Origin of the sequence: Methylobacter tundripaludum (genome assembly GCF_002934365.1) — a bacterium.
GTDB lineage: Bacteria > Pseudomonadota > Gammaproteobacteria > Methylococcales > Methylomonadaceae > Methylobacter_A > Methylobacter_A tundripaludum_A.
Genome location: NZ_PTIY01000021.1, coordinates 13,265 through 36,725, shown reverse-complemented (window position 1 = coordinate 36,725; position 23,461 = coordinate 13,265). Strand labels below are relative to the sequence as shown.

At 51.0% G+C, this 23,461-nt stretch carries 19 protein-coding genes and 2 pseudogenes; 15 read left to right on the top strand and 6 right to left on the bottom strand.

Going from position 1 to position 23,461, the window contains the following annotated elements; all coding sequences use genetic code 11:
• Window positions 1-446 (bottom strand): STN domain-containing protein (locus tag B0F88_RS17525; protein ID WP_181049947.1); only part of this gene is annotated, 446 nt, incomplete at its 3' end.
• Window positions 447-644: 198 nt separating this feature from the next.
• On the opposite strand from B0F88_RS17525, the gene B0F88_RS17520 reads away from it, so the two are divergent.
• A complete protein-coding gene (locus B0F88_RS17520; protein WP_104425238.1) occupies window positions 645-926 on the top strand; it encodes a BrnT family toxin in 282 nt (93 codons plus the stop codon).
• Entirely contained in the window at window positions 901-1,236 is a 336-nt protein-coding gene (locus tag B0F88_RS17515; protein WP_104425237.1) for a helix-turn-helix domain-containing protein, read from the top strand. Before B0F88_RS17520 ends, B0F88_RS17515 begins: the two co-directional genes overlap by 26 nt.
• Window positions 1,237-1,497: 261 nt before the next feature.
• Here B0F88_RS17515 and B0F88_RS17505 read toward each other — a convergent pair whose 3' ends face one another.
• The 3 genes and pseudogenes from B0F88_RS17505 to B0F88_RS20010 form a co-directional block, all read right to left on the bottom strand.
• The gene (locus B0F88_RS17505) at window positions 1,498-2,460 is read right to left on the bottom strand and encodes a FecR family protein (protein WP_104425235.1); all 963 of its coding nucleotides are present in this window, start codon (window positions 2,458-2,460) and stop codon (window positions 1,498-1,500) included.
• A 71-nt stretch (window positions 2,461-2,531) separates the two neighbouring features.
• Complete coding sequence (locus B0F88_RS17500; RefSeq protein WP_258076720.1) at window positions 2,532-3,095, bottom strand: RNA polymerase sigma factor; 564 nt, start codon at window positions 3,093-3,095, stop codon at window positions 2,532-2,534.
• Between the two features lie 288 nt (window positions 3,096-3,383).
• Window positions 3,384-3,901 (bottom strand): annotated as a pseudogene (locus B0F88_RS20010) (IS1 family transposase); the annotation flags it as partial.
• Between the two features lie 428 nt (window positions 3,902-4,329).
• Between B0F88_RS20010 and B0F88_RS17485 the strand changes: the two are divergent.
• The 5 genes and pseudogenes from B0F88_RS17485 to B0F88_RS17465 all read left to right on the top strand — a co-directional run.
• Window positions 4,330-5,157 carry an RNA polymerase sigma factor gene (locus B0F88_RS17485; RefSeq protein WP_258076719.1) on the top strand — a complete coding sequence of 276 codons (828 nt, stop codon included), beginning with the start codon at window positions 4,330-4,332 and terminating at the stop codon, window positions 5,155-5,157.
• 65 nt (window positions 5,158-5,222) lie between these two features.
• A complete protein-coding gene (locus B0F88_RS17480) occupies window positions 5,223-6,188 on the top strand; it encodes a FecR family protein (protein ID WP_104425232.1) in 966 nt (321 codons plus the stop codon).
• 259 nt (window positions 6,189-6,447) lie between these two features.
• Window positions 6,448-8,838 (top strand): TonB-dependent receptor domain-containing protein, encoded by a 2,391-nt coding sequence (locus tag B0F88_RS17475; protein ID WP_258076718.1) that lies wholly within the window; start codon window positions 6,448-6,450, stop codon window positions 8,836-8,838.
• A gap of 7 nt (window positions 8,839-8,845) precedes the next feature.
• Window positions 8,846-10,021 carry a PepSY-associated TM helix domain-containing protein gene (locus tag B0F88_RS17470; protein ID WP_104425231.1) on the top strand — a complete coding sequence of 392 codons (1,176 nt, stop codon included), beginning with the start codon at window positions 8,846-8,848 and terminating at the stop codon, window positions 10,019-10,021.
• A gap of 350 nt (window positions 10,022-10,371) precedes the next feature.
• A pseudogene (locus B0F88_RS17465) lies at window positions 10,372-11,129 on the top strand (PepSY-associated TM helix domain-containing protein); the annotation flags it as partial.
• 38 nt (window positions 11,130-11,167) lie between these two features.
• Here B0F88_RS17465 and B0F88_RS17460 read toward each other — a convergent pair.
• Window positions 11,168-11,758, bottom strand: a complete 591-nt coding sequence (locus B0F88_RS17460) for a Uma2 family endonuclease (protein ID WP_104425230.1) — start codon at window positions 11,756-11,758, stop codon at window positions 11,168-11,170.
• A gap of 697 nt (window positions 11,759-12,455) precedes the next feature.
• Here B0F88_RS17460 and B0F88_RS17455 point away from each other — a divergent pair.
• Together B0F88_RS17455 and B0F88_RS17450 are read left to right on the top strand one after the other, a co-directional pair.
• Window positions 12,456-12,932: an RNA polymerase sigma factor gene (locus B0F88_RS17455; protein WP_258076717.1), complete on the top strand. Its 477-nt coding sequence runs from the start codon at window positions 12,456-12,458 to the stop codon at window positions 12,930-12,932.
• A gap of 119 nt (window positions 12,933-13,051) precedes the next feature.
• Window positions 13,052-14,029 (top strand): FecR family protein, encoded by a 978-nt coding sequence (locus B0F88_RS17450; RefSeq protein WP_104425228.1) that lies wholly within the window; start codon window positions 13,052-13,054, stop codon window positions 14,027-14,029.
• A 29-nt stretch (window positions 14,030-14,058) separates the two neighbouring features.
• Here the strand turns inward: B0F88_RS17450 and B0F88_RS17445 are convergent, their stop codons facing one another.
• Window positions 14,059-14,307 (bottom strand): CCDC90 family protein, encoded by a 249-nt coding sequence (locus tag B0F88_RS17445; RefSeq protein ID WP_258076716.1) that lies wholly within the window; start codon window positions 14,305-14,307, stop codon window positions 14,059-14,061.
• 260 nt (window positions 14,308-14,567) lie between these two features.
• Between B0F88_RS17445 and B0F88_RS17440 the strand changes: the two genes are divergently transcribed.
• From B0F88_RS17440 to B0F88_RS17415, 6 genes are all read left to right on the top strand, one after another.
• On the top strand, window positions 14,568-17,030 hold the full coding sequence (locus B0F88_RS17440; protein ID WP_104425227.1) for a TonB-dependent siderophore receptor: 2,463 nt from the start codon (window positions 14,568-14,570) through the stop codon (window positions 17,028-17,030).
• Between the two features lie 112 nt (window positions 17,031-17,142).
• On the top strand, window positions 17,143-18,390 hold the full coding sequence (locus B0F88_RS17435) for a PepSY-associated TM helix domain-containing protein (protein ID WP_104425226.1): 1,248 nt from the start codon (window positions 17,143-17,145) through the stop codon (window positions 18,388-18,390).
• A 74-nt stretch (window positions 18,391-18,464) separates the two neighbouring features.
• On the top strand, window positions 18,465-18,809 hold the full coding sequence (locus B0F88_RS17430; protein WP_104425225.1) for a hypothetical protein: 345 nt from the start codon (window positions 18,465-18,467) through the stop codon (window positions 18,807-18,809).
• A gap of 246 nt (window positions 18,810-19,055) precedes the next feature.
• Window positions 19,056-19,595 (top strand): RNA polymerase sigma factor, encoded by a 540-nt coding sequence (locus B0F88_RS17425; RefSeq protein ID WP_104425224.1) that lies wholly within the window; start codon window positions 19,056-19,058, stop codon window positions 19,593-19,595.
• A gap of 68 nt (window positions 19,596-19,663) precedes the next feature.
• Window positions 19,664-20,635 carry a FecR family protein gene (locus tag B0F88_RS17420; protein ID WP_104425223.1) on the top strand — a complete coding sequence of 324 codons (972 nt, stop codon included), beginning with the start codon at window positions 19,664-19,666 and terminating at the stop codon, window positions 20,633-20,635.
• A 138-nt stretch (window positions 20,636-20,773) separates the two neighbouring features.
• Window positions 20,774-23,206, top strand: coding sequence for a TonB-dependent siderophore receptor (locus B0F88_RS17415; protein ID WP_104425222.1), 2,433 nt, complete (start codon window positions 20,774-20,776; stop codon window positions 23,204-23,206).
• Window positions 23,207-23,461: the final 255 nt, after the last annotated feature.

The following is a 23,461-nucleotide window of genomic DNA, read 5'->3' as shown; positions in this document are numbered from 1 at the left end:
TCGTTAGGGTCATACTGCCGTTGTCCTTTAACCGTTACCCCGGACAAGGTTGTAGAGCCTGCTGCTTTAGAAACCGGCGCTTTTTCAAGCGTCACGGTATTGGTTCCGGTTAATCGATAATTTAGCCCGCTCCCTACCAGTAACTGCTGCAAAGCCTGCTGCGGGGTGTAGTTGCCGTTGACGGCGCTGGAGCGTACATCGTTCGCCATACCGGCAGGAAAACCGACTTGCCAATCGCTGGCGGCGATGAAGGCGTTGAGAGCGTCCGCCAAGGGTTGGGCTGGAATATTAAAACTAAACGCCGCACTTTGCGGATTTGCGGCATTTTGCGCCGCAGTGTCAGCAGCCATAACCGATAGCGGCGAACCGAATGCGGGCAATGCCAAGGCAATGGTGATAGTCAGTTTGCGCAATGTGCAGGGCGCGTTAGGGTGAAACCGATGCATGAATTCTCCTTATTTGTAGTGTCGTAGTCAGCGCGTTTGTACGCGCACAAGTAACGAGACGTATCAGCATAGTTAACACACACTTGCGGGGAAATTTTTTTTCGTGGATTTAGTGTATCGCTATGCTTATTTTCAATAAGCCTTTGATCGATAGACGATTCGTTTGACAGACATAGTTCAATGAGCCATACTCCGTCCATGAATTTTGAATGGGACGAAAATAAAAGTAATGCCTGTTTTACTCAGCGTGGGTTTGATTTTGCTTATGTGGTGCATGCATTTCTGGATCCAGACCGGCTTGTTAAAAAAGATATGCGTTGGGATTATGGCGAAGAGCGTTATCAACTATTGGGAGCAATCGACCGGCGCGTGTTTTTTGTTGTCTACACATTGCGGGGCAGTGCAATCCGCATCATTTCAGCACGCAAGGCTAATCAACGAGAGGTGATCAACTATGAAAACAGTGCACATAAGCATTGATCTGGCGAAACGAGATTCGTTGCCTGAGGGCAGGCTGGATTTAGAGCGTCTGAATGCTACAACCGAACGCGATATCGCCAAGCAGCAACAGTTGGATGATGCGGAAGCCATGCTGGACGCAGCAAAATTTGCGCGTCGGGTTCGTAAGCGCTTGGGCTTGAGTCAATCTGAATTTTCTCGGCGAATTGATGTGTCGTTAGAGACTATTCGCAATTGGGAACAAGGCAAGCGTTGCCCGACAGGCGCAGCCAAAGCATTGTTGAAGATACTCGATAAAGCGCCTGAAGCCGCATTGGCGGCGCTGGATTAAAAATCTATGTCCAGGAACGGCATAAAATCAGGTCATATTGTTGAGATAAGCGATGCTGATGATCATCTGGAACTGTTGTATCCATTGCCAAGCAATTCTGTGGCTAATTTTCGAGGTTCTTTGAAACGGGATGTTTCTTTGGCGAATGAGCTGATAGATGAGCACAAACAGGAAGTTAAACGCGATTAAGGAACAAGCCGTGTTGCTGACTAGCGATCCTGAGTTTAATATGCTGGGCGATACAGTGGTGTCGATGAAAATTTAGCCTTTCAACACAGTCAAATACGGCGACAGATTGATCACCCGCGCGCCGGAGATGTCTGCCAAGGCGCGAACAATGGCTGCGGTATCTTCCAGCTTGTAGTTGCCCGTGACGCGGGTTTGACCGAGTTTGGCGTCAGTGATGACTATAGCACCGGGGTGGTAACGATCGAGTTCGGCGATCACCTCTGCCAACGGCTGATCCTGAAAGATCAACCGGCCGTTAAGCCAGGCGAAAGCCCGGCCAGTGTCGACCGGAGTGATTCCGGCAACGCCCTGGCCGGCGATGCTGGTATGCTGTCCGGCGGTGAGTTGGCGACTATCGCCCCGCAGCCCGGCGCAGACGACAATGCCGCTTTCGACATCAACCTGAGTAGCGCCGCCGGTTTTGACGCTAAAACGAGTGCCGACTACCCGCACCGTGCCTTGTTCCGTCTCGACGATAAATGGCCGGGTTTTGTCGGGCTGCACTTCAAAATAGGCTTCACCGCTGAGTATTTTTACGCCGCGCCGCTCGCCGATGGTGTTAAACGCCAGCGCAGTATCGGTGTTCAACGTGACCGCCGAACCGTCGGCCAACACTATGCGGCGTTGCTCGCCGGTAGCGGTCACTGCATCGGCTTGCCAGCGTTCTATCAAACCCGATCCAAGTAGCAGCCAGCCGCTCGCCAATACTATGCAGGCTGCGGCGGCCCAGCGTTGCGGGGGTGGTTTTTGCTGTTTTTGCGGCAATGGAATCGCCGCGTATTGACTCAAGGCTACATTCAGCGCCTGCGATTGCCACAACCGAGCGACCTTATCGTAAGCGGCTTGATGCGCCGGACTGGCGGCCAGCCAATCGGCAAATTCAGCCCGATCGCGTTGACTGGTTTTACTGTCCTGCAAACGGGCAAACCAAGCTAATGCCTGATCTTGCGTTGTACCCAAGGTGGAGGGCGATTTCGGTTCGGCGTGTAAAAACATAGGGTGTACAACTTAGATGATTTTGCAGAATTCTATCATTACTAGACGTGCGTAAAACACAAATCCACACTTTAAAACGGAGATTCCTCTTGTGCGGACAGTAAGTGCGCAAGAGCAATATGCACGTTTTTTTCCACCGCACTGCGGGAAATGCCGTAATGCTGGGCAATGCGTTCGTATGTCCAGTGATGAAATTTATGCAGCACCAAAATTTGACGGCGGCGTTCCGACAAACCGCTCAGCGCATCAAGCATCAGTGAGACTTGCTGCCGGTCGGCGGTTTGCTGCTCGGGTGTGGGGACAGTTGAAGGAATAGATTCCAGCTGCTTGCCGGTATCTTCACCGTCTTTTGGAGTACTATCGCTACGCTGACGTATCTTTTCCTTGCGGAGATGATCCAGCGCCAGATTGCGGGCAATTTGGTAGAGAAAAGGATGTGGATAGCTTATTTCCTGATTTTTTGAGGCTTGCAGCATTTTTAAGTAGGCTTCGTGCGCCAAATCTTCTGCTGTCTGCGGGCAACCGACGATGCGGTAGATAGTTTGAATTAACGATTGCCGATGATTTAAAAACAAATCATTGATAGTGAGTGTAAGGCTGGTCATGGCGATAGCTTGGCTGACGGATTGGAACATTCCTTTTCGATAGACTCAATAAGCTAGCAATAACCGAGCCAATAATTAGTGTGTTGATATTTAATGGGACTTATTGGTCACTGGTTGCCGGAATACGGCATATGGCACATTGACTGCGTGAAATGACACAATTTCAGGCGCAACTATTGAGGCGGGTTCGGCTAATCAAGGTCGCCCCTACCCTAAAAATAGGCTGTTGACGACTTGCAGAAAGCTGAACTTGGAAAATGGATCAAATTTAGCTCACTTCGATCATGGAACCTCAGCGGGTAGTGGGTTAAATCTGTAAGTGAGTCGTTTAATCCAGGTTCTGAAATTCAAATTTTTACGTTCAATTTTTTGTGTGTTGCGCTTACCCACTTCATGCTTATCACTTTCAAGTTGACGCTCATAAGCGCCCCAATCATCGGTGTAATAACGGCTGATGCCAAAGGGCTCAAGTAATGCTTTCAGCTTTTTGAACACGACATCCTTGCGTTTGCCAAACACATAAGCCGGCACTGTGTTCGTCGCATGATCAACGGCATACCATAGCCAACGCTGATTGGACTTGTTGCCTACAAAATGACCACTGTTCGTCCATTTCAGCCTCATCACAAGCCAATTCCACTCTCACAGCTAGATTTCCTTTTGGATTTAAGGCTTGAAAGTTGGGATTTACTTGGACAATGCTGCTCGCTTTTTTTTAACGTGCTAATCACTGTGTTTTTGTTGATCTTGAGAACTCGTGCTGTATCACGGATGCCACTGCCATTGATGGACATGTCCACAACTTGTTGTTTGATGCCGGGTTCGCAAGCCTTATAGCTTTTATGTCGTTATGGCCTTGCTTAAAAAAATTCGTAACTGTTCAGCGTATGCTCAATAGAACACTGATCTAAAAGCGCAAACAAACTAAAAATCTGTGTAAATCAGTCCTATCCGTGTCGCCTGCTTTTGGCATCCGTGTTCTATTGAGCATTCGGAAACAGTTCGCGTTGAACCCTTCGACAGGCTCGGGGCGAACGGGATTTTGGAAGGCTGAACTGATTTTCTTTAGGTTTATGCGGATGCTTTTTCGCGGTATCAAGCATAAATCCAGAACTGCGTCATATGCCTTATTCGACTGCGGCATATGACGCATTCTTTTTGCTGCGACTCCCAACCTGTTGTTATTTATGTTTAATTAACTGGCATGTGTATTGCTTGAAGGTTCTGTTTCTATTCTTATTTTGATCCAGTTCCTCATAACGCGATGTCCGAACCCAAGCACAGCTTCCTGCACGAGCTCTTCCTGCAACATGCTCATGAGGTCAGCGCCTTTATCAGCGGGCGCTGGCCTATGGAGCACGATGTCGCCGGCATCGTGCAGGAATCGTTTTTGCACCTGTCGTCGCAATACCCCAATCTCGAATCGCTGCATAACCCGCGCGCCTTACTCTTTAAAACGGCATCCACTATGGCCGAGGACCGGCTTCATCGTAAATCTCAGGAACATCCCACTCAAGAGACGGAAACCGCGGCAAATATGGATTTTTATGAGGAGACCTTACCCCTCGATTCATCAGCGCCATTTCCGGCGGACGATCTCAATCGGATTTTTTTGGACGCGAGTTCGCAGCTACACCAGTTTCTGACCCGGCGGGTGCAATGCCCGGAAGCCGCGGCGGATTTGGCTCAGGAAGTTTATCTTCGCCTTCCGCAAATGCAGGCGTCCGTAGTCAGCGAAGGCGGCGTGCGTGCGTGGCTGTTTCGGGTGGCCTCAAACCTGTCGATTGATCATCTGCGCAGCCAACGCCGACATGCCGAATTGCTGAACCGGTTTTGCGGCAATGAAACAGAGATCGACAAAGCGCCGAGTCCTTATCGGACGGTCGTAGACCGCGACCGGCTCAAGCGGGTGCAAAACGCGCTTGGGGAATTGCCGGACCAATGCGCCGAAGTGCTTTACCTGAGCCGGATCGAAGGCTACAGCCATGCCGAAATCGCCCGGCAATTGGGCATTTCCAAAAGCCTGGTGGAAAAGCATGTCGTGCGAGCCCTGAACCATTGCCGTCAAGTGGCCGATGGGGAAGACGAATAATGTGGTTCAAGGCCGGCGCATTCGTTATAGTGATAAACAATCCCCCATTTTTTTGAGCCGTATCGATGAATGATTCCGCAGCGAAAACTAGCGAGCGTCTGGAGCAAGAGGCCGTCGCCTGGCATGTCCGCTTGACCTCGGGAGACATCAGTACGGTTGAGCGCGCCCGTTTTGAAGCATGGCGCAAGCAGAGCCCGGCGCATGACCACAGTTACCGTCAGATCGAGAATCTCTGGCGAATGATGGATGCGCCGGTGATAGCCGACAGGCAGCGGCGCAGGAAGCCGGGCAAGACGGCTAAACCCGCTCATTCTCTACGCTGGAGCGTGGGTCTGGCCGTGGCCGCATCGCTGTTGCTGACGGCCACTCTGGGCATGTTCCCGGATTACCTGCGCGAGCCTTGGGCCGATTACAGCACTCATATCGGCGAGCGAACCTCGATCCGTCTTGAGGACGGTAGCGTCGCCCACCTGAATACCGATACCGCGTTCGATGTAAGTTGGCGCGATAACGAAAGGCGCGTCGTCCTGTTTCGGGGGGAAGCGGAATTCGAGGTGGCTCACGACAGCAGCCGGCCGTTCCGGGTGCAGGCCGGCAACACCGTCACCGAAGCGCTCGGCACCCGGTTTATTGTCCGTTATGACGACTCCGCGGGAGCGGTGACGCTTCTGGAGGGCAAGGTTCGCACCGAACAGACGAAGAGGCAAGGAACGTTCATTACCCTGCATCCCGGCCAGCGTGCGACTTTCGATGCGCAAAGTTTGAGCGGGGTATTGGCGGCCGACGTATCGGCTGCCGAAGCCTGGCGCAGAGGCCGATTGATCATGAACTTCGTCACCCTGAAGCAGGTCGTCGCCGAAATCAACCGCTACCATCGCGGGCAGGTAACCCTGCTGGGCGATACCCTGGCCGATAAAGAAATCAACGTTGCTATCGACCTCAACAACATCGATGTCTGGCTGGACACGCTGAAGGATACGCTACCGATCAAGATCCGGCGGGTAGGGCCTTTTGTGTTTTTGCAGTCCTGATCATCGATCCGTCCAGTATTACGATCCCGCTATGTTTTTAGGGAAGCGCTGAATAAATTGATTTCGCAAGCTCACCACGAACGAAATCAAAAGCTTATCGATCATCCTGAGCTTGTCGAAGGGTTAAATCAGCGCTTTCTTAGGGCGCGCACGGTAAGCCCGGCGACGCTGCGACAATTTGCCGCAGCTGTTTTTATGCGGTTCTTCATCGTCCCATTCGTAGTCATAAATAAGCACCTAACAACTACGAGGAAAAACCATGAAGAACACAGGAACACCGGCTTTGGCGTCAGGGAAAGGCAGCAAGCGCGCCCGCATCGTCCTGCATATAGGCTTGGTTACATTAACCGCGCCGATGATGATTCAGGCCAATGAGGCGAGCACGTCAACCGCGGCAGGCGCTGTCAAAGCAGGGAGCCGCAACTACAACATAGCCAAGCAGCCGCTTTATTCCGCGCTGAGCGCCTTTGCCGAACAGGCCGGAATCCAGTTCGCCTACAATGCGGAGATGGTCAAAAGCCTTTCTTCGCCGGGCGTGCAGGGACACTATAGCGCCGATGCGGCCTTGCAGCAGATATTGACAGGAACGGGCATCGGCTTTCGCCGCACCGGACCGAACACCGTGACGCTGGAGCCCAATAAATCGGTTAAAAAGCCGGATGCCGCTCCTGTCGTAGCGGCAAAAAAACCGCCGGTTGACAATTCCGTCTTTGAATTGGGGCAGATGACGGTGCCTTCGACGCCTTCAGGAACATTGCAAAGCCGGGATATTCTGAGTTCGGTCGATATTATGAATGCCGATAAAATCGAAAACCAAAACGTGCTGACCAGCTACGATTTATTCCACCGGATGCCGGGCGTGCAGATTACCCAGTTCAACCAAGGCACCACGACAGGGAAGTTTTCTTTTCGCGGCTTCAATGGCGAAGGCAATATTAATGGCGTCAAGCTGTTGATTGACGGCATCCCGAGCAATACCAACGACGGCAACATGCCTTTCATCGATGCGCTGTTTCCGTTGGAAATCGAGTCGATTGAAGTGGTTCGCGGCACCAACGACCCGCGCTACGGCCTGCATGCTATCGCCGGTAACGCCAACATATTCACCCGGCAAGGCGGCAATTACGCTAAGGGCCGGGTAAGTTACGGCAGTTTCGACACCCATGACGTTCAAACCGGTCTGGGCTACGAAACCGGCGGTTTTTCGCAAAACTATAGCGTGTCATACCGGGCAACCAACGGCTATCGCGACCATGCCTCTTCGGAAAAAAACGGTTTCTCCGGCAAATGGTTCTACACGCCCGAAAGCGAAAAGTACAAAGTCGGCTTGATTGCCCGATGGAGCGATGCGGATGCTGAAGAACCCGGATATTTGACCTTGGCGCAAGCTCGGGCCAATCCAACCCAATCGATGCCGCATAATGCGACTGACGGCGGCACCCGGCAAGTCGGACAAATCAGCGGGCACTTGGAGGTGAATGTAACCGACGATTTATTCTGGTCCACGAAAAGTTACGCCAATGTATTCGATGATCAACGCTGGGTCCGGTATAGCGCCGCCGAATCCCAGCAGGAGCGGCTGACTAATGAAGTCCAGTATGGCGGCACGACGTCGTTGACATACCGGCCGACAATTTCCTGGCTGAATGATTTCTCGTTAGAGACCGGCTTCGATATTCAACAGCAAGACAATAAAAGCCGGCGCTACAGGAATTTAAACCGCATCAGAACATCGCAAGTCCGGGACCAGGATTTTAGTTTCAATGTTTATGGCGGCTATTTGCAAGCCATGATTAAGCCGTTCAAATGGCTGAAACTGACGCCGGGGTTTCGCGCCGATACGGTTGGCGGCGACTATACCAACAAGCTTAATAATCAATCCTATGCGGTTAACGATTACGGCACCATCTGGCAGCCTAAAATGGGCGCGGTTATTACGCCGATAGAAGGTTACAGCCTCTACGGCAATTGGGGCCGCACTTTCCAGGTTGCAGTGGGTACCGCTACGTTTAAAACCAATCCGAATCCGATTGATGTCGCTCCATCGATTAACGAGGGCTGGGAAGTCGGCCTTAAATTGGAACCGGTCGATTGGGCCGAAGGGCGCGTTGCTTATTGGCAGCAAACGGCCACTAATGAATCGAGCCGGGTTCTGAATAGCGCGAATAACGACTCAACGCTGATTGGCGCGACGGACCGCCAAGGCGTCGATGTGCAGGTTAAAATCAAACCGGTTGAATCGGTCAGCGTATGGACGACTTATTCCCTGCAAGAAGCCATCGTAGCCCAGCCGCCCAGCAATCCCGCGCTGACCGGCACGCAAATTTTCAACACCCCAAACTACCTGTTTTCCGGCGGTATCGATTATCAGATAACGCCCAAGCTGAAATCGTCGCTGTGGACGACCGGGCAAAGCAGTTATTACACCGATGAGGCGAATGCAAAAGGCAAATTCGGCGAATATGCGCTGTTAAACCTGGATTTGGGTTATCAGGTCAACAAAATCGTCGATTTGCAGTTCCAGGTAAAAAACCTCGCGGATACCTATTGGGAATATGTCTGGTATAACACCACGGTCAATCAAACCATGCATTCGCCCGGCGACGGCCGTGCGTTTTATGGCGCGATCAATGTCAAATACGATCTGTAACTGACGCATGCCTGCCGGAACACATTTAACGAACCATTCCACGCGCCGTACAAAATGGCGCAAGGTGTGGCTGGCATTCCATCTTTACTTGGGCTTGAGTGCCGGTTTGGTATTTGTCCTCGCGGGCCTTACCGGCAGCCTGCTGGTTTTTTATGTCGAACTGGATGAAATACTCAATCCGGCGTTGCACGTATCGGCGACTCAGGCCCGGCAACAAGCGCAACCGTATGAAGCCGTCTTTCAGGCTATCCGCCAAGCTCATCCTGAACGCAACGCTTCCTGGCGGCTGGAAATGCCGCGCCATAACCAAGCCATGTTAATGGCGCGTTACTATAAACCTGCCGAAAAAACGGGCCTGTCTTTTGCGCCGCTGATTGTTTGGGTTAATCCCTATACTTCCGACGTCGTCAGCAGCCGTTTTTGGGGCGAATTCGTGATGACCTGGATGTTTGATCTTCATTATGCGTTACTGCTGGACGGTACCGGCAAAACGCTGATGGGCATTATCGGATTGCTGTTGCTGATACCTTTGCTTAGCGGCATCTATTTGTGGTGGCCTGCAACAGGCAAATTGCGTCAGGCATTGTCGATTAAGCGCGGCGCAAGCAGGGCCCGGTTCATTTTCGACCTGCACAAAACCCAAGGCGTTTACAGCTTTCCGGTTCTATTGCTGTTATTGGTCAGCGGCGCGATTTTGGAATTGCCCGCCGTATTTAAACCGCTGATTAATCATCTGTCGCCGTTGTACCGGGCCGAGGCCAATCGTTCGCCGTATCAAGCCGGATATTCCAGGATCAGTCTGGATCAGGCCGCCGCAACAGCCGAATCTCTTTATCCCGAGGCCGTTTTACGCTGGATAGAAACACCCGATGGGCAGGAGGGGGCGTATAGAATCATGCTGTACCAGCAAGGCGAGCCCAGTTTCCGCTTCCCAAAAACCACGGTCTGGGTCGATCAATACAGCGGTGCGGTATTATCAACAAGAAATCCAAGACTGGAGCGCATCGGCGATACCTTCATGAACTGGCTTCATCCTTTGCACAATGGCGAAATAGCCGGCATGGCGGGGCGGTTGCTGGTTTTTGTCAGCGGCTTTATTCCCGCCATACTCTATGTCACGGGCATCGTTCGCTGGCTGCAAAAGCGCCGTGCGCGGCGGTTGCAGATGATAAAAACCGGGTAATAGTCACCGCGGTAAAATCCAAAAAAACTGTGTCATATGCCTTATTTAGTTGCGGCATATGACGCATTTTTTTGGCCGGACGCATCAAGCCATTGATACTGAAAGAAACATAAGCGGGTATGGATATTGCTTAAACGCACTGACGCCACTTCTGTCTTGCGCAACCGATGTCCGAATCCAAACCCAGTTTCCTGCATGACCTGTTCCTGAAACATGCCCACGAAGTCAACGCCTTTATTCGCGGACGCGGACCCAGGGAACAGGATGTTGACGACATCATGCAGGAATTCTTTTTTGCGGTTGTCGCAAGTTCCCAACCCGGAAACCCTCATCAACCCGCGAGCCTTTCTGTTCCCAATACATTGATCGACTTCGTGTTCAAATTGCATTACGCGCTACTGATTAAGCCGCATGATGTCAGTACGGTGGCGGTAGGGCTGTCCGGCGCGTTATTGATGATCTCGGTGCTGACCGGCTTGATCGTTTGGTGGCCGCTGACCGGGCGCTGGCGGCAGGCTTTGACTGTCAAGCCTAAATCCGGCGGCATCCGCTGCAATTACGATCTGCACAAAGTCTTCGGTTCTTACACCGCGTTGGTAATGTTACCGGTGCTGTTTTCCGGGATTTACATGGTGTTGCCGCATAACGTAGTGCCGGTGCTGGAATTGTTTTCGCCGGTGACTTACCGTTATTGGTTTCATTCCACGCCACCGACCGGCAATGCCCAGGCCATAGGCATGGATCAAGCGGTCGCTATCGCCAGGCAACGCTATCCGGCCGGCCGCACTTTATTTACGGTGCTCCCGAACCGACCCAAACCTATACCGTATGCCAGAATGGCGTCGATGCGCCCGGTAGCCTGTTGCAGCGGCGTTGCGTGGTGATGGATCGTTACAGCGGCAAAATACTGGATTTGGATGATCCGACGATCGGCACGGCGGGCGAAGTGTTTACTCAGTGGCAATGGCCGTTGCATTCCGGGCAGGCGTTCGGCATGACGGGGCGGATTCTGGTGTTTTTATCGGGTTTGGCTTGTCCGGTACTGTTTATTACCGGCGTAATCCGTTGGCTGCAAAAACGCAAGGCGCATAAGTTAAAAGCAGCGTAACTTAGGTTGCGGTCTTTTTGTCGGCCCAACTCGCCTGTTTAGGGGAGTACTGTTTTTTGTTCACTGAAGGCCAGCACGTCTTCGTTGTTGACCTGATAGTAAATATCCTCAACAGAGATAGTAATCCCTAACGAGTGAAAGGTGATCGAATCGCCCAGATAGTAATAAGACGATTGCCAGTTTTGGCTGCGGCTGAATACTTGTATTTCGCCTTTGTCCTGCTCGATAAGCACGTATTCTTGCAGTGTGGGTATGGTTTGGCAGCGTATGCGTTTTCTGGTTTGATCGAATTTGCGGGTGGTTTTTGACAATACCTCAACGATGATAACCGGCGATTTTTTGTAGTATTCGTCTTCGTTGTCTTCGGCGCAGACCACCATGACATCGGGATAGAAAAAGTCTTCGGCAACCCTGACTTTCATGTCGGCCATAAAGGTTCGGCAAGGCGTGCCTTTCAGGTGGTTCTTTAATTCGCTGAAGATGTTACCCGCCAGCAAATTGTGGTTCTCGCTGGCGCCTGCCATCGCATAAACCTCGCCGTCGATCAGCTGGTGTTTTATGTCCGATAGTAATTCGCCTTGCAAATACTCTTCCGCACTGATGTGGCGCGGGATGGTTTGTAATGCCACGGGCTTGTCTCCGGTTATATAAGGGTGATTTTTTCAGCCAAACGGTCAGTTCAGTTTTATAAGAGGCTAAGGCAATGGCTTCGCCGGTTGGCTTGCGATAGATAATACAAAGATGATTAATTATTAGCAACTTATCCCGCCTGACTTATCCGTCGTTATTCGTTTCCGGTGTGTTCGCCGCATAAGGCCTGCAATCTTCCGGTTGAGTCTTGCTTTGTTGAAACAGTCAGGCAATTAGGTCAGCGTCCATTCGGCCGGATAAAGCCATATGACTTATTTTAGTGTGTCATATAACCTATTTTTCATACTTAAAGCGGAATAACCAGTCTTCGAACCGAAGGCATAATATCAAGCCGGTTGCATGATTAGCGGGAGGCGAAAGAAAAATCAGTTCAAGTGGCATTATATTTGCTTTTAGTTTGCCGGTAATTCGTTTACTTAGGATCTGGTTACAAATAACTTCCCGAAATCACTATTTTCGGTCGTCAAGCCGTTCGTGCTGAGCCTGTCGAAGCATGATCGGCTTGACGCGGTGGGTCGAAATTTTTCCGCCCACCCTTCGACAAGCTCAGGGCGAACGGAAAAATTTCATCCGATCCATGTCGGGAAGTTATTACTGACCATATCCTTAACTCCTCAAACTTAATGCCGGACATACGGAACTGTATCATCGATGAATCTGCTGCCGGAACACGGGATGTCAGCGCTTTTCCTGTTGCATCAAAAGGACTTGATGCAGTTTTTGACTTATAAAGTGCGTTGCGCCGAGACTGCAGCCGATTTGACACAGGAAACTTATTTGCGTATTGCGCATCATCCCGATGCAGGCAATATCGAAAATATGCGCGCCTACCTGTTTCGTATCGCCAATAATCTTGCCCTCGATTATCTTCGCAGCCAAACCCGGCAGAATAAACGCGATGCAGGGCCGGTTACGGAAGACTTTATCTGCCTGCAACCCGAACCGGATGCCGCATTGTCCGACCACCAACAACTGGAGTTTCTTGAACAAATCATTTACGACCTGCCGCCGAAATGCCGCGCGGTTTTTCTGATGAGCCGCGTGGAAGGCAAAAGTTATACCGAGATCAGTGACGAGCTTGCCATCTCTCCACGCACCGTAGAGAGCCATATGCGCAAGGCATTGGAGCTGATTCGGAAACAGTTTGATTAATACCGCTCGCATAACGATGTCGCCTTGTAAGGGAAGCGGCGCTGTCAAACGTCTTATTGGTAAGCCGCTAACAACCGGACTTTTCTGTCCCTTGGATACTCTGTAGTAAAATACCAATCATGCCCAGCACCCAACCTTCATCACACAGACAATCCGTTTCAGACCAAGCGACTGCATGGTTTGCGCGTCTGCACGCGGACGATGTGACGGCTGCGGAACAGGAGCAATTCAAAAACTGGTACAGGGAAAGCCAGGAGCATGCAAAAGCTTACGACAAGATGCGGCTGCTTTGGCAGCAGCTTGAAGCGCCCGGCAAACGGGTTCATGCCAGACTCGCAGCCGAACAGCCCGCGCCGGCGCGCCAACCTTTATCCGGCAAGCAGCCTTACGCCCGGCGAGCTATCGCATTATCTGCGCTGGTTTTGGCTGTTCTGTTGAGCTATCGGTTGCCGGTGCATTACCAGAATTGGCAAAGCGATTATTACACTGCGCCGGGCAAGCAACTGACCGTCGTGCTCGATGACGGATCGCGGCTGACTTTAAACACCGATACCGCGCTCGCCGTGAATCTTTCAGATAAGCAACGGCGCATCGAGCTGTTGCGCGGCGAGGCCTTTTTTCAGGTGTCCCCGGATAAAAACCGTCCTTTTATAGTCAGCAACGGCGTAGCCAACGCCCGCGCGGTCGGCACCGCCTTCAGCGTTAAAAAGACCGATGACGATATGCGGGTGATCGTAAGCGAAGGCACGGTAGAAGTGTCGGCTGGCAAAGCCGATGCCCCGGCTTTAGTCCATGTCAATCAGCAAGTAGACTGCCAACAGGGCCGCGTCGGGCCGGTGATGGCCTCCGATATTCTGGAAACGCTCGCCTGGCGGCGCGGACAACTGATTTTTAAACGGCAGCCGCTATCGCGGGTGATTAAGGAAGTGAATCGCTACCGGAGCGGGCAAATCGTGCTGATCAACCCGAAGCTGAGAGAGCGGATCGTCAGCGGCGTGTTTGATACCGCAGACCCCGGCGCCGTGGTTGACGGCATCAAGACCACCCTGAAGGTCAGCTCGGTGAACTTGCCGAATCAACTGGTTTTGCTTTATTAACCGATGCTGGGCAGCTTCCGCCGGTTCACTCATAAAAATTGCTTGGAGAAATTGGCGATGGCGAGGGCGATAAGAGCCCCCATCATCCATTTGAGTAAATTAAGATCGGCTTTGATGGGTGCAAGTTCAATTTGTAAGTCCTTTTTAGTGACCAGCTCCGATTCTTCAATGGCCGCGCGCATTGCCTCTGTCAATCCTTCCGCTTGCTTTTGGTCAAAGCCGGCCTCTTGTAATTTGCGAACAAATTTATGAGCATCAAATGTAATTGTTGCCATCATTGACTCCGGCGCATTTCAAAGTGTTTGCAGTATAACAAATAATAAAGCTGCGTGGATGCGCTAAACAACATGCAGGCCATCAGTATTACCTGTGCGACCTGAGCGATTGCCCGTGAAGTTAATGCGTGCATGTTCGACAAACTCGCGGCGAACGGTTTAATGGCCATCAATTTTTTTCCTCCACGACTAAGGGTAAATCCTTTCCGCTTCGTCGTAGGTCATGAAGATAACACTTTTATGACTTAAGGAGGATCTACCTAATGACACTACCTACACGCCGGGTTTGTATTAAACGCGGACAACAATTGATCAAGACAGCCGGATTGATGATACCTCTTATGCTGTTTGGCGCGGGACAACACGCCTATGCAGGTGATGTCGCAGCTGATAAAATCCTGCAATTCAACATCCCGGCGCAATCCTTGGCCAGCGCATTAACCCGTTTTTCCGCGGAGACCCGGCTGCAAGTGCTTTATGAAGGCGATGTGGCGGATAAACTGCAAGCGCCTGCCCTTAACGGCGCTTATACACCGGCGCAAGCGCTGGAAAAACTGCTGAACGGCACCGGGCTTAAGTATCGATTCAGTAATGATAAAACCATCACCTTAGAAGCGCCAACCAGACAAAACCAGTCCAATGCTCTCACGTTAAAAGCGGTGACGGTGACCGGAAAAACCGGCTATGCCGACAACGATCCTTACAATCCCAATTACAACCGAACCAACGCCAGCACGGCAACTAAAACTGACACGCCTATTATGGAAACGCCAATGTCGATTCAGGTGGTTCCGAAACAGGTATTTAAAGATCAACAGGCGATTCGGATAAAAGATGCGGTGAAGAACGTCAGCGGCATTTTCTGGGCAACTGATCCCATGTATGAAGGCTTCCAGATGCGCGGTTTCGTCTCTGACGGTTCGACCACCGTCTATCGCAATGGCTTACGGATAAGGCGCGCGCAACACGAGGTGGCTAACTTGGAACAGCTCGAAGTCGTAAAAGGGCCTGCCGCCGCCATGTATGGACGGATTGAACCCGGCGGAATGATCAATGTTGTGACCAAGAAACCACTGGATACCCCTTATTACTCGTTGGAGCAGCAGTTCGGCTCTTACGATTTGTACCGTACTACGGCGGATGCGACCGGCCCTATCAATAAAGACCGTTCGCTACTCTATCGCCTTAATTTGGCCTATCAAAATAATAATTTATTCATAGATAAAATGGATCAGGAGCGGATTTTTTTCGCACCTTCATTGAGCTGGAAGCCTAGCGACCGTACAGAGGTCAATTTGAATTTGGAATATCAGTACGACACGCGCACCAGTTACACGGGGCTTCCCGTCGTAGGCAATCGGCCCGCTAATGTTCCCGTCAGCCGCTTTTATGGATTTGGTTCGGATAATGAAACTTCCGTATTTGATAAGTTACTGATTGGCTTCGATTGGTCGCACCAATTCAACGACGACTGGAAAATACAGCACCGCTTTCACTATTACAACCTTGATTATCAGATCAACAATTCGTCGTTTTTTAATGGGCCGGTGAACCCTGCCAATAACCGCACCGCCACGCGTAGTGTGACTACCAGGCCGATTGACGTTACCGACACTTATGCGACTAACATAGACCTCACCGGTAAATTTAAATTCTTGGGCACACAGCATCAGGCGTTAGCGGGATTCGATTATTTTTGGGAAAAGGCCGAAAGTCAAGGCTTCTCAGGCAATCCCGCGCCGGCAGCCTATAGGCCGGTGGTTGATATTTTCAATCCGGTCTATGGCCAGGTTCCGTTAGCCACGGCGAATAATTTTAATAGTTTTAGTACGCTGACCCAATCCTGGTACGGCACTTACTTTCAGGATCAGATTACTTTCTTCGATAAGCTGCATATCATGGGCGGCGGGCGCTATGACTGGGCAACACGAAGCAGCGGCTCCGCTTCGACTTCGATCGAAGCCGCGCGCAACAGAGAGACTGAAGTTCAAAACGACGCTTTCAGCCCGCGCGTGGGTCTAGTGTATCAACCTTGGCCTTGGCTCGCTTTGTATGGCAATTATGTGGAATCGCTCGGCGGTGCGAATACCGCCTTGGCGTCAAGCGGAAAACCGCTCGACTCTGAAACAGCCCAGCAACACGAAGTTGGCTTCAAAACGGAATTACTCGATAAAAAATTGCTGACAACGGTCGCTTTTTATGACTTGACCAAACAAAACGTCGCCACCGCCGATCCAACGAATCCCAGATTTTCCGTTCAAACCGGAGAAGCCCGCAGCCGAGGCATGGAGGTGGATGTTTCAGGACAAGTCACGGACGGCTTAAATCTGATCGCAAGCTATGCCTATACCGATACTGAAATTACCAAGGATAATCGAGGCGATCAAGGACACCGATTTTGGAATGTCCCCAAAAACTCAGGCAGCTTTTGGGCTAAATACGCCGTTCAAGAGCCATTCTTGCGCGGCTTAAGTTTCGGAGCCGGCGCCTATCTGATAGGGCAACGTGAAGGTAATAATGCCAATACTTGGCAGATGCCGGGCTATGTACGGATTGATGCGCTTCTCGGCTATGCCTGGAAAGTAGGCCATTCTACTGTTACTACGCAACTTAATGTCAACAATCTATTGGATAAAACTATTTATGAAACTTCCGCTTTTGGCGGATTTTTAGCACAGCCAGGTGCGCCACGTACTTTCATGGGGTCGATCCGTGTGGAGTTTTAAAGCTAAATAGGGTGAATGGCTTCTCCATGCCGGACGGAGTTTGTAACTCCGTCCGGCATAGTTGTGTACTTTCAGCAACCCGGTATCGACATTCAATTCGACAAAATAAACGATGAAATCCAATGTAAATCCTGCCGATTCGGTAACCAAACAACAATCGCCAAACCTGAGACTATCCCGCCTGAAAACCCGGCGCAAAAACTGGCTGGCGATGCATCTATGGCTGGGCTTGAGCTTGGGGTTATTGCTTTCAATCTACGGCGTCACCGGCAGTATTCTGGTGTTTTATGAAGAAATCGACGAATGGCTGAATAGCGAGTTGTTAATCGTCAAGCCGCCGGAACATTCCGCTGCTTACCGGCCTTTGGCGGCTATATTCGAGGCCGGGCGCAAGGTTATGCCGACGCAGGCCAAGCATACGTTCGCCACCTATCCGCGCAATGAGCAAGCCGCTTTCAAACTCAGATACGCCGTCACGGCGGCGGACGGAGTGCGTGAAATCTGGCTGGTTGCGGTCGATCCCTATACGGCTCAGGTAACCGGCAAGCGGCTGCTCGAACGCTCGGACAGCCTTATTCCCCAAACCTTTATCGACTTTATATTCAAACTGCATTACGCGCTGCTGATTAAGTCGCACGATGTCAGCACGGTGGTGGTAGGTCTGTCCGGCGCGTTATTGATGATCTCGGTGCTGACCGGCTTGATAGTCTGGTGGCCGCTGACCGGGCGTTGGCGGCAGGCTCTGACTGTCAAGCGCAAGGCCAGTGCCGAGCGCCTGCACTACGACCTGCATAAGACCGCAGGGTTTTATTCGGCGCTGGTGCTGCTGCCCGTGCTGTTTTCCGGGATTTACATGGTGCTGCCGCATAACGTGGCGCCGGTGCTGGAACTGTTCTCGCCGGTGACGTACCGCTACTGGTTCCGTTCGACGCCGCCGGTCGGCAGCGCCCAAGCCATCGGCATGGACGAGGCCGTCGCGATAGCCCTGCAACGCTACCCGACCGGCCGGCCGCACTCTATTTACGGCGCGCCCGAACCGACCAAAACCTATACGGTATGCCAGAATGGCGTCGATGCGCCCGGTAGTCTGTTGCAGCGGCGTTGCCTGGTGATGGATCGTTACAGCGGCAACATACTGGACTTAGACGATCCGACCATCGGCACGGCGGGCGAAGTGTTCACGCAGTGGCAGTGGCCGCTGCATTCCGGGCAGGCGTTCGGTATGACCGGGCGGATTCTGGTGTTTTTATCCGGTCTTGCCTGCCCGCTGTTATTCGTTACCGGTGTGATCCGCTGGCGGCAAAAGCGGCGGGCGAAGTCCGCAAAAAAGACACACGGCGAGCAATTGCAGAGGACATGAACTCCAGATACACTGGCATTCTGCTTGTTGCTGAGCAAAGCCCCGATCAATTAAAAATAACTTAAGGAGTGGAAATGATAAAACGACTATTTTTTACCGCGGCAATGATGCTGACTGCATCTACAGGCATGGCGGGAACTATCGCGAACGGAGTCTGGTCGCCGAGCGGCTGCGGCAGCGAGCCCGTGGTTCCGGTTATTGACCCAAGCAGCGTTGAGACTTACAACCAAAGCGTCAAGGCAATCAATGACTGGCAGCAAAAAGCCAATGCCTATAACGGCTGCGTGATAAAAGAGGCCAACGCCGACAATGCACTGATCGCCAATGCCGCAAATGACGAACAAGCCCGATTGAAGGCGTCCATGGAAAAACTCCAGGCTGAAACCACTGCGGCCAAGGATAAGCTGGATAAGAAGTAGAATACGATTCAGGTCTGAACCGCGAAACGTCCTATAGAGCACATCGTTTGTGCGCTATATCTCGAATGCAAAACACGGCATATGACATGCGCGAGTGTGTGATATGCCGCAGTTTTTTTTCTTAACAAGCTCCTCGTGTCGGCTTCAAGCATAAGGTAAGTTCTTGCTTTAACAAGCGGTTGCAATAACCGGCAGGTTAATTGCTGAAACAGTGCGCTTTTTAAACAAAAAGGACTCATTTGTTTCATGCACAAACTCACTCATTACGCCGTCGCAGAATTAATTCAGGAGCATCGGGAAGAATTGCATGGTTATCTGGTGCGCCAGACCCATTGCTCGGAAGCGGCGTCCGATATTTTGCAGGATGCTTTTTTACGATTGATACATTCAGACATCAAAAACGACCTCAAAAACCCCCGTGCTTTTTTGTATAAGATCGTCAGCAATCTTGCGATAGACCATCTTCGCAGCAGTAACCGCAGAGTAGCGCGACATGCTGACGAATCCGAATTGGCTTACCAAGCGGACCCGACGCCGTCGATTGAGCATCAGCTTTACACCCAGGAGCAAATAGCGCACCTGCGCCAAGCGGTGTCCGAGTTGCCGCCCCGGTGCCGGGAAGTTTTTATCATGCATAAGTTCAAACACCAGCCCTATTCTGTAATAATGGATGAACTCGGTATTTCCGAGAGTACCGTGCTTAAACACATTGTTAAAGCCATGGAACATTGCCGGCGCAGAATGCGGGAGCTTGATTCACCCGTCGGCCACAAGGTTGCGGAATAAACATCGCTCGCATATAGATACAAAGACGCGCACAAACGTCTCAGCCTAATAACCTTTTGAGTTTCACCATGCCCGAATCTAACCGACAAAACAAAACGGCAATGCAAGCCGCCTATTGGCAGGCGCAGTTGAGTTCGGATCTGGTAACGGAACAGCAGCGGCGCGAGTTTGAAGTTTGGCTGAACGAACGGCCTGAAAACAAAATGGCCTGGCAGGAAATCAACGCATTTTGGCTGGGGCTCGACAGCCTGACTGAAGCGGATATTACCGGTGCAGCAAGCGGCCGGGTTATCGCCTTTAAAACATCCAATTCAAGTAAGCCTGGTTTACGATTTGTCCGGCCTCTGGGCATCGCCGCCTCGCTGTTGCTGATGGCATCGTTGATGTATACCCAGGCCGGATTTTATTTTGCGGACTATACAACGGCTCCCGGCAAGCAACGTAACGTCACGCTGGCGGATGGTTCGGAAATAATAATGAATACCGACACCGCCGTTTCCATCGATTATTCGGCACAGCGCCGGCAAATCACCCTGCATGACGGCGAAGCCTATTTTGTGGTTGCCCCTGACGCCAAGCGTCCTTTTGAGGTGCAAACCCATTCAGGCCAAGTCCGCGCTTTGGGTACTGAATTTAATATTAAAACCCGGCGGAAAGACGTGACTGTCACCGTTTACCAACACTCCGTCAGAGTCACGGCGGAAAACGGAAAAGTCTTAGAAAGCTTGCCCGAAGGCCAGCAGGTGGCTTTTTCCGATGACGCCCTGAGCGCCGTTACAACCGCTAATTTACAACGCGGTCAGGCTTGGAAAAATCAACGTATGATTTTTCAGGACAGGCCGTTGGCTGAAGTGATAGAAGAACTCAACCGCTACCGTTCCGGCAAAATTATGGTCATGAACGACGCCATCAAAGCCTTGCCGGTAACCGGCGTGTTTGCGACCGACGATACCAATGTCGCGCTGCTTACCATCGAACAAAGCTTGCCGATTAGCATCACCAAAATCACCGAAAAACTGGTGCTGCTTTCTGCAAAGTAAAAAATAGCGTAAGTGCGGCTTATCTTGCATTTCGTCGGGCCACGTATTTCAGTCAAAAAAAATTCAAAACCGAATAGATACTCTTACAGTGCGCTGTCGTCTTATCAAGACTTCAACAATAACTAATAAGGAGTATTCATGAAATTTACCAGAAATTCCGCCGTCCTAATGTTACTGGCCATTATGCAGGCAAGTTCTGCAATCGCCGAAACCGGGCAGAAGCAGAATTTTAATATACCGGCCCAATCCCTTTCTTCCGCACTGCTGCAATTTTCCGAAAACACCGGCATTAAAACTTTCTTTAGCGCCGATGTAGCGCGCGACATAAAAACGCCGGGCGTATCGGGAAGCTATACGCCGCAGCAAGCCCTGGAGAAATTACTGTCTAACACCGGTGTTACTTATCGTTTTACCGACACCGAATCGGTGACGCTTGAAAAAATTCCGGTTTCTAAAGCCCCCGGTTCTACAACCTTATCTGCCGTAACGGTTAAGAGTGAAAGGCGCTATGATCCTAACGACCCTTATAATAAAGACTACGCGGCTCCCAATTCCAGCTTCGCCACCAAAACCGACACGCCGATCATGGAAACGCCGCTGAATATTCAAGTGTTGCCGAAAGCGGTGCTCGATGACCAGCAAGCCATTAAGCTTGATCAGGCGGTGAAATATGTCAGCGGGGTCACTACCGGTCAAGGCGCTGGCGGGATTTCCGATCAAGTCACCATACGCGGTTTTTTCAACTACAACTACTTTCGCAACGGCATGCGTATCGATACTAACGGAGGCGCAGACGGAACGCGCGCCATGGCGAATGTGCAAAGCCTGGAAGTTCTCAAAGGGCCTGCGGCGATGCTGTACGGACGCGTCGAACCCGGAGGCATGGTTAATGTCGTCACTAAAAAACCATTGGAGACTGCGTATTATTCGCTGCAACAGCAAGCCGGATCATTTGATTTCTATCGTACCAGTATCGATGCGACCGGGCCTTTGACTAACAATAAGAACTTGCTGTATCGGATGAATGTTTCCTACGAAAACAGCGGTTCGTTTCGCGAGTTTGTCGATTCTGAAAAAGTGTTTGTCGCGCCGGTCTTGCAATGGAACATCAGCCCACAGACGCAAGCAATCCTGGAGATGGAATACCGGCACGAAAATAATAGTTACGATCCGGGGGCAGGCGCTTTAATCATTGATGGAAAAACAGCGAATGGCACCTGGATCAACCCGCGCCTAGCGAAAATTCCTCGCGAAAGAAATTTGATAGAGGCCGACAATAAAAATCCTCTCGATAATGAATTTATCGGCCTTAGTGTGAACCATAAATTCAGTGACGACTGGGTATTGTCCGAGCAACTTGGCATCAATCTATTGGATAGAACACGGATAGCGATGAACTCGGGACTTTTGAACGCTGACCAACGCACACTGAATAGACAATTGCTTACCAGCGACTTTTATACCGACGACAGCTATTTTACGACAACCAATTTGACCGGCCATTTCGACACATGGGGGCTTAAACACACGTTGTTAGTCGGTGGCGATTATTACCTCCAAGATGAAAATTCCGTCGGCTACAGCAGCACCGTTCCAAGCACCATTGACATTTATAACCCTGTCCACACTGGCCTTCCGCCCGTCAATCCAGCGACGCGCGCCAGCCAATCGTTTCACACGACCACGGATTTGTACGGCATCTATCTACAGGATCAAATCAAGTTGCCTTATAACGTCCATGTGATGGGCGGTTTCCGTTATCAGGATGTCGAGCAATACAATGTTCTTACCAAGCAGGTAGGTCAAAAAGCCGATGCGGTCACGCCACAAGTGGGCTTGCTTTGGCAGCCCATCAAATGGCTAAGTCTTTACGGCAACTATGTGGAAAATTTCGGCACCACCAACGGACAGGGACAAGGCGGTACATTTTTACCGCCGCAAACCGCGCAACAATGGGAAGGGGGATTTAAAACCGCATTCTTCGATGACCGTTTGAGCACCACCATTGCTTACTTCAACTTGACCAAGCAAAACATTCCCACGACTGACCCTACTAATCCAACCTTCAGCATTGCAACCGGCGAGGCGCAAAGCCGTGGCGTGGAAGTGGACATCAAAGGCGAAATTTTACCGGGATGGAACACTATAGCTACCTATGCCTATACCGAAACCGAGGTGCTCAAGGAAAACAACCCCAATAACATACCTGTCGGCAGCCCGCTCCGGGGCATTCCTAAAAATACATCCACTTTATGGACAACATACGATTTTCAGCAAGATTACCTGCGCGGATTCAAAGTGGGCGCCGGCGTGGACTTGTATAGCTCAAGAAAAGCAACTTTCGACCGGCAGCAGTTCGATTTTGCCGGGTATGGCGTCGTTAATCTGTTGGGGAGCTATACACGGAATGTCGCTAAAACCAAAGTCACTCTTCAATTGAATGTCACCAACCTGCTGGATAAGGAATATATCCACGATGGTTTTATCCAATCCAACTCCGCCACTCTTCAGACCCGGACTACTTGGGGTGCGCCAAGGACTTTGATGGGATCGGTGAAAGTCGAGTTTTAACCGGTATAGCTGGTATGTTTTAAAGCAATGCCGGGAAGATTACTCTCGGTATTGCTGTGCATACTGCATTGTCAGTAGTCACCTTAGGAATGTGCATGAAATAACTTGAGCAAGTTTTATTTTTAAACCATGAAGAACATGAAAGGCATGAAGGATTGAAGTCTTCATGTCCTTCATGCTCTTCATGGTCATTGCGTAAATTAATTTATGTCTGTTCCTTGGAGAAATAAATTCATGCAACAACCTCTTGACGAT

Excerpts from the sequence above, each read along its gene's own strand:
- B0F88_RS17520 (WP_104425238.1), top strand. The coding sequence starts at position 645 with ATGAATTTTGAATGGGACGAAAATAAAAGTAATGCCTGTTTTACTCAG.
- B0F88_RS17515 (WP_104425237.1), top strand. The coding sequence starts at position 901 with ATGAAAACAGTGCACATAAGCATTGATCTGGCGAAACGAGATTCGTTG.
- B0F88_RS17505 (WP_104425235.1), bottom strand. The coding sequence starts at position 2,460 with ATGTTTTTACACGCCGAACCGAAATCGCCCTCCACCTTGGGTACAACG.
- B0F88_RS17500 (WP_258076720.1), bottom strand. The coding sequence starts at position 3,095 with ATGTTCCAATCCGTCAGCCAAGCTATCGCCATGACCAGCCTTACACTC.
- B0F88_RS17485 (WP_258076719.1), top strand. The coding sequence starts at position 4,330 with ATGTCCGAACCCAAGCACAGCTTCCTGCACGAGCTCTTCCTGCAACAT.
- B0F88_RS17480 (WP_104425232.1), top strand. The coding sequence starts at position 5,223 with ATGAATGATTCCGCAGCGAAAACTAGCGAGCGTCTGGAGCAAGAGGCC.
- B0F88_RS17475 (WP_258076718.1), top strand. The coding sequence starts at position 6,448 with ATGAAGAACACAGGAACACCGGCTTTGGCGTCAGGGAAAGGCAGCAAG.
- B0F88_RS17470 (WP_104425231.1), top strand. The coding sequence starts at position 8,846 with ATGCCTGCCGGAACACATTTAACGAACCATTCCACGCGCCGTACAAAA.
- B0F88_RS17455 (WP_258076717.1), top strand. The coding sequence starts at position 12,456 with ATGTCAGCGCTTTTCCTGTTGCATCAAAAGGACTTGATGCAGTTTTTG.
- B0F88_RS17450 (WP_104425228.1), top strand. The coding sequence starts at position 13,052 with ATGCCCAGCACCCAACCTTCATCACACAGACAATCCGTTTCAGACCAA.
- B0F88_RS17445 (WP_258076716.1), bottom strand. The coding sequence starts at position 14,307 with ATGATGGCAACAATTACATTTGATGCTCATAAATTTGTTCGCAAATTA.
- B0F88_RS17440 (WP_104425227.1), top strand. The coding sequence starts at position 14,568 with ATGACACTACCTACACGCCGGGTTTGTATTAAACGCGGACAACAATTG.
- B0F88_RS17435 (WP_104425226.1), top strand. The coding sequence starts at position 17,143 with ATGAAATCCAATGTAAATCCTGCCGATTCGGTAACCAAACAACAATCG.
- B0F88_RS17430 (WP_104425225.1), top strand. The coding sequence starts at position 18,465 with ATGATAAAACGACTATTTTTTACCGCGGCAATGATGCTGACTGCATCT.
- B0F88_RS17425 (WP_104425224.1), top strand. The coding sequence starts at position 19,056 with ATGCACAAACTCACTCATTACGCCGTCGCAGAATTAATTCAGGAGCAT.
- B0F88_RS17420 (WP_104425223.1), top strand. The coding sequence starts at position 19,664 with ATGCCCGAATCTAACCGACAAAACAAAACGGCAATGCAAGCCGCCTAT.
- B0F88_RS17415 (WP_104425222.1), top strand. The coding sequence starts at position 20,774 with ATGAAATTTACCAGAAATTCCGCCGTCCTAATGTTACTGGCCATTATG.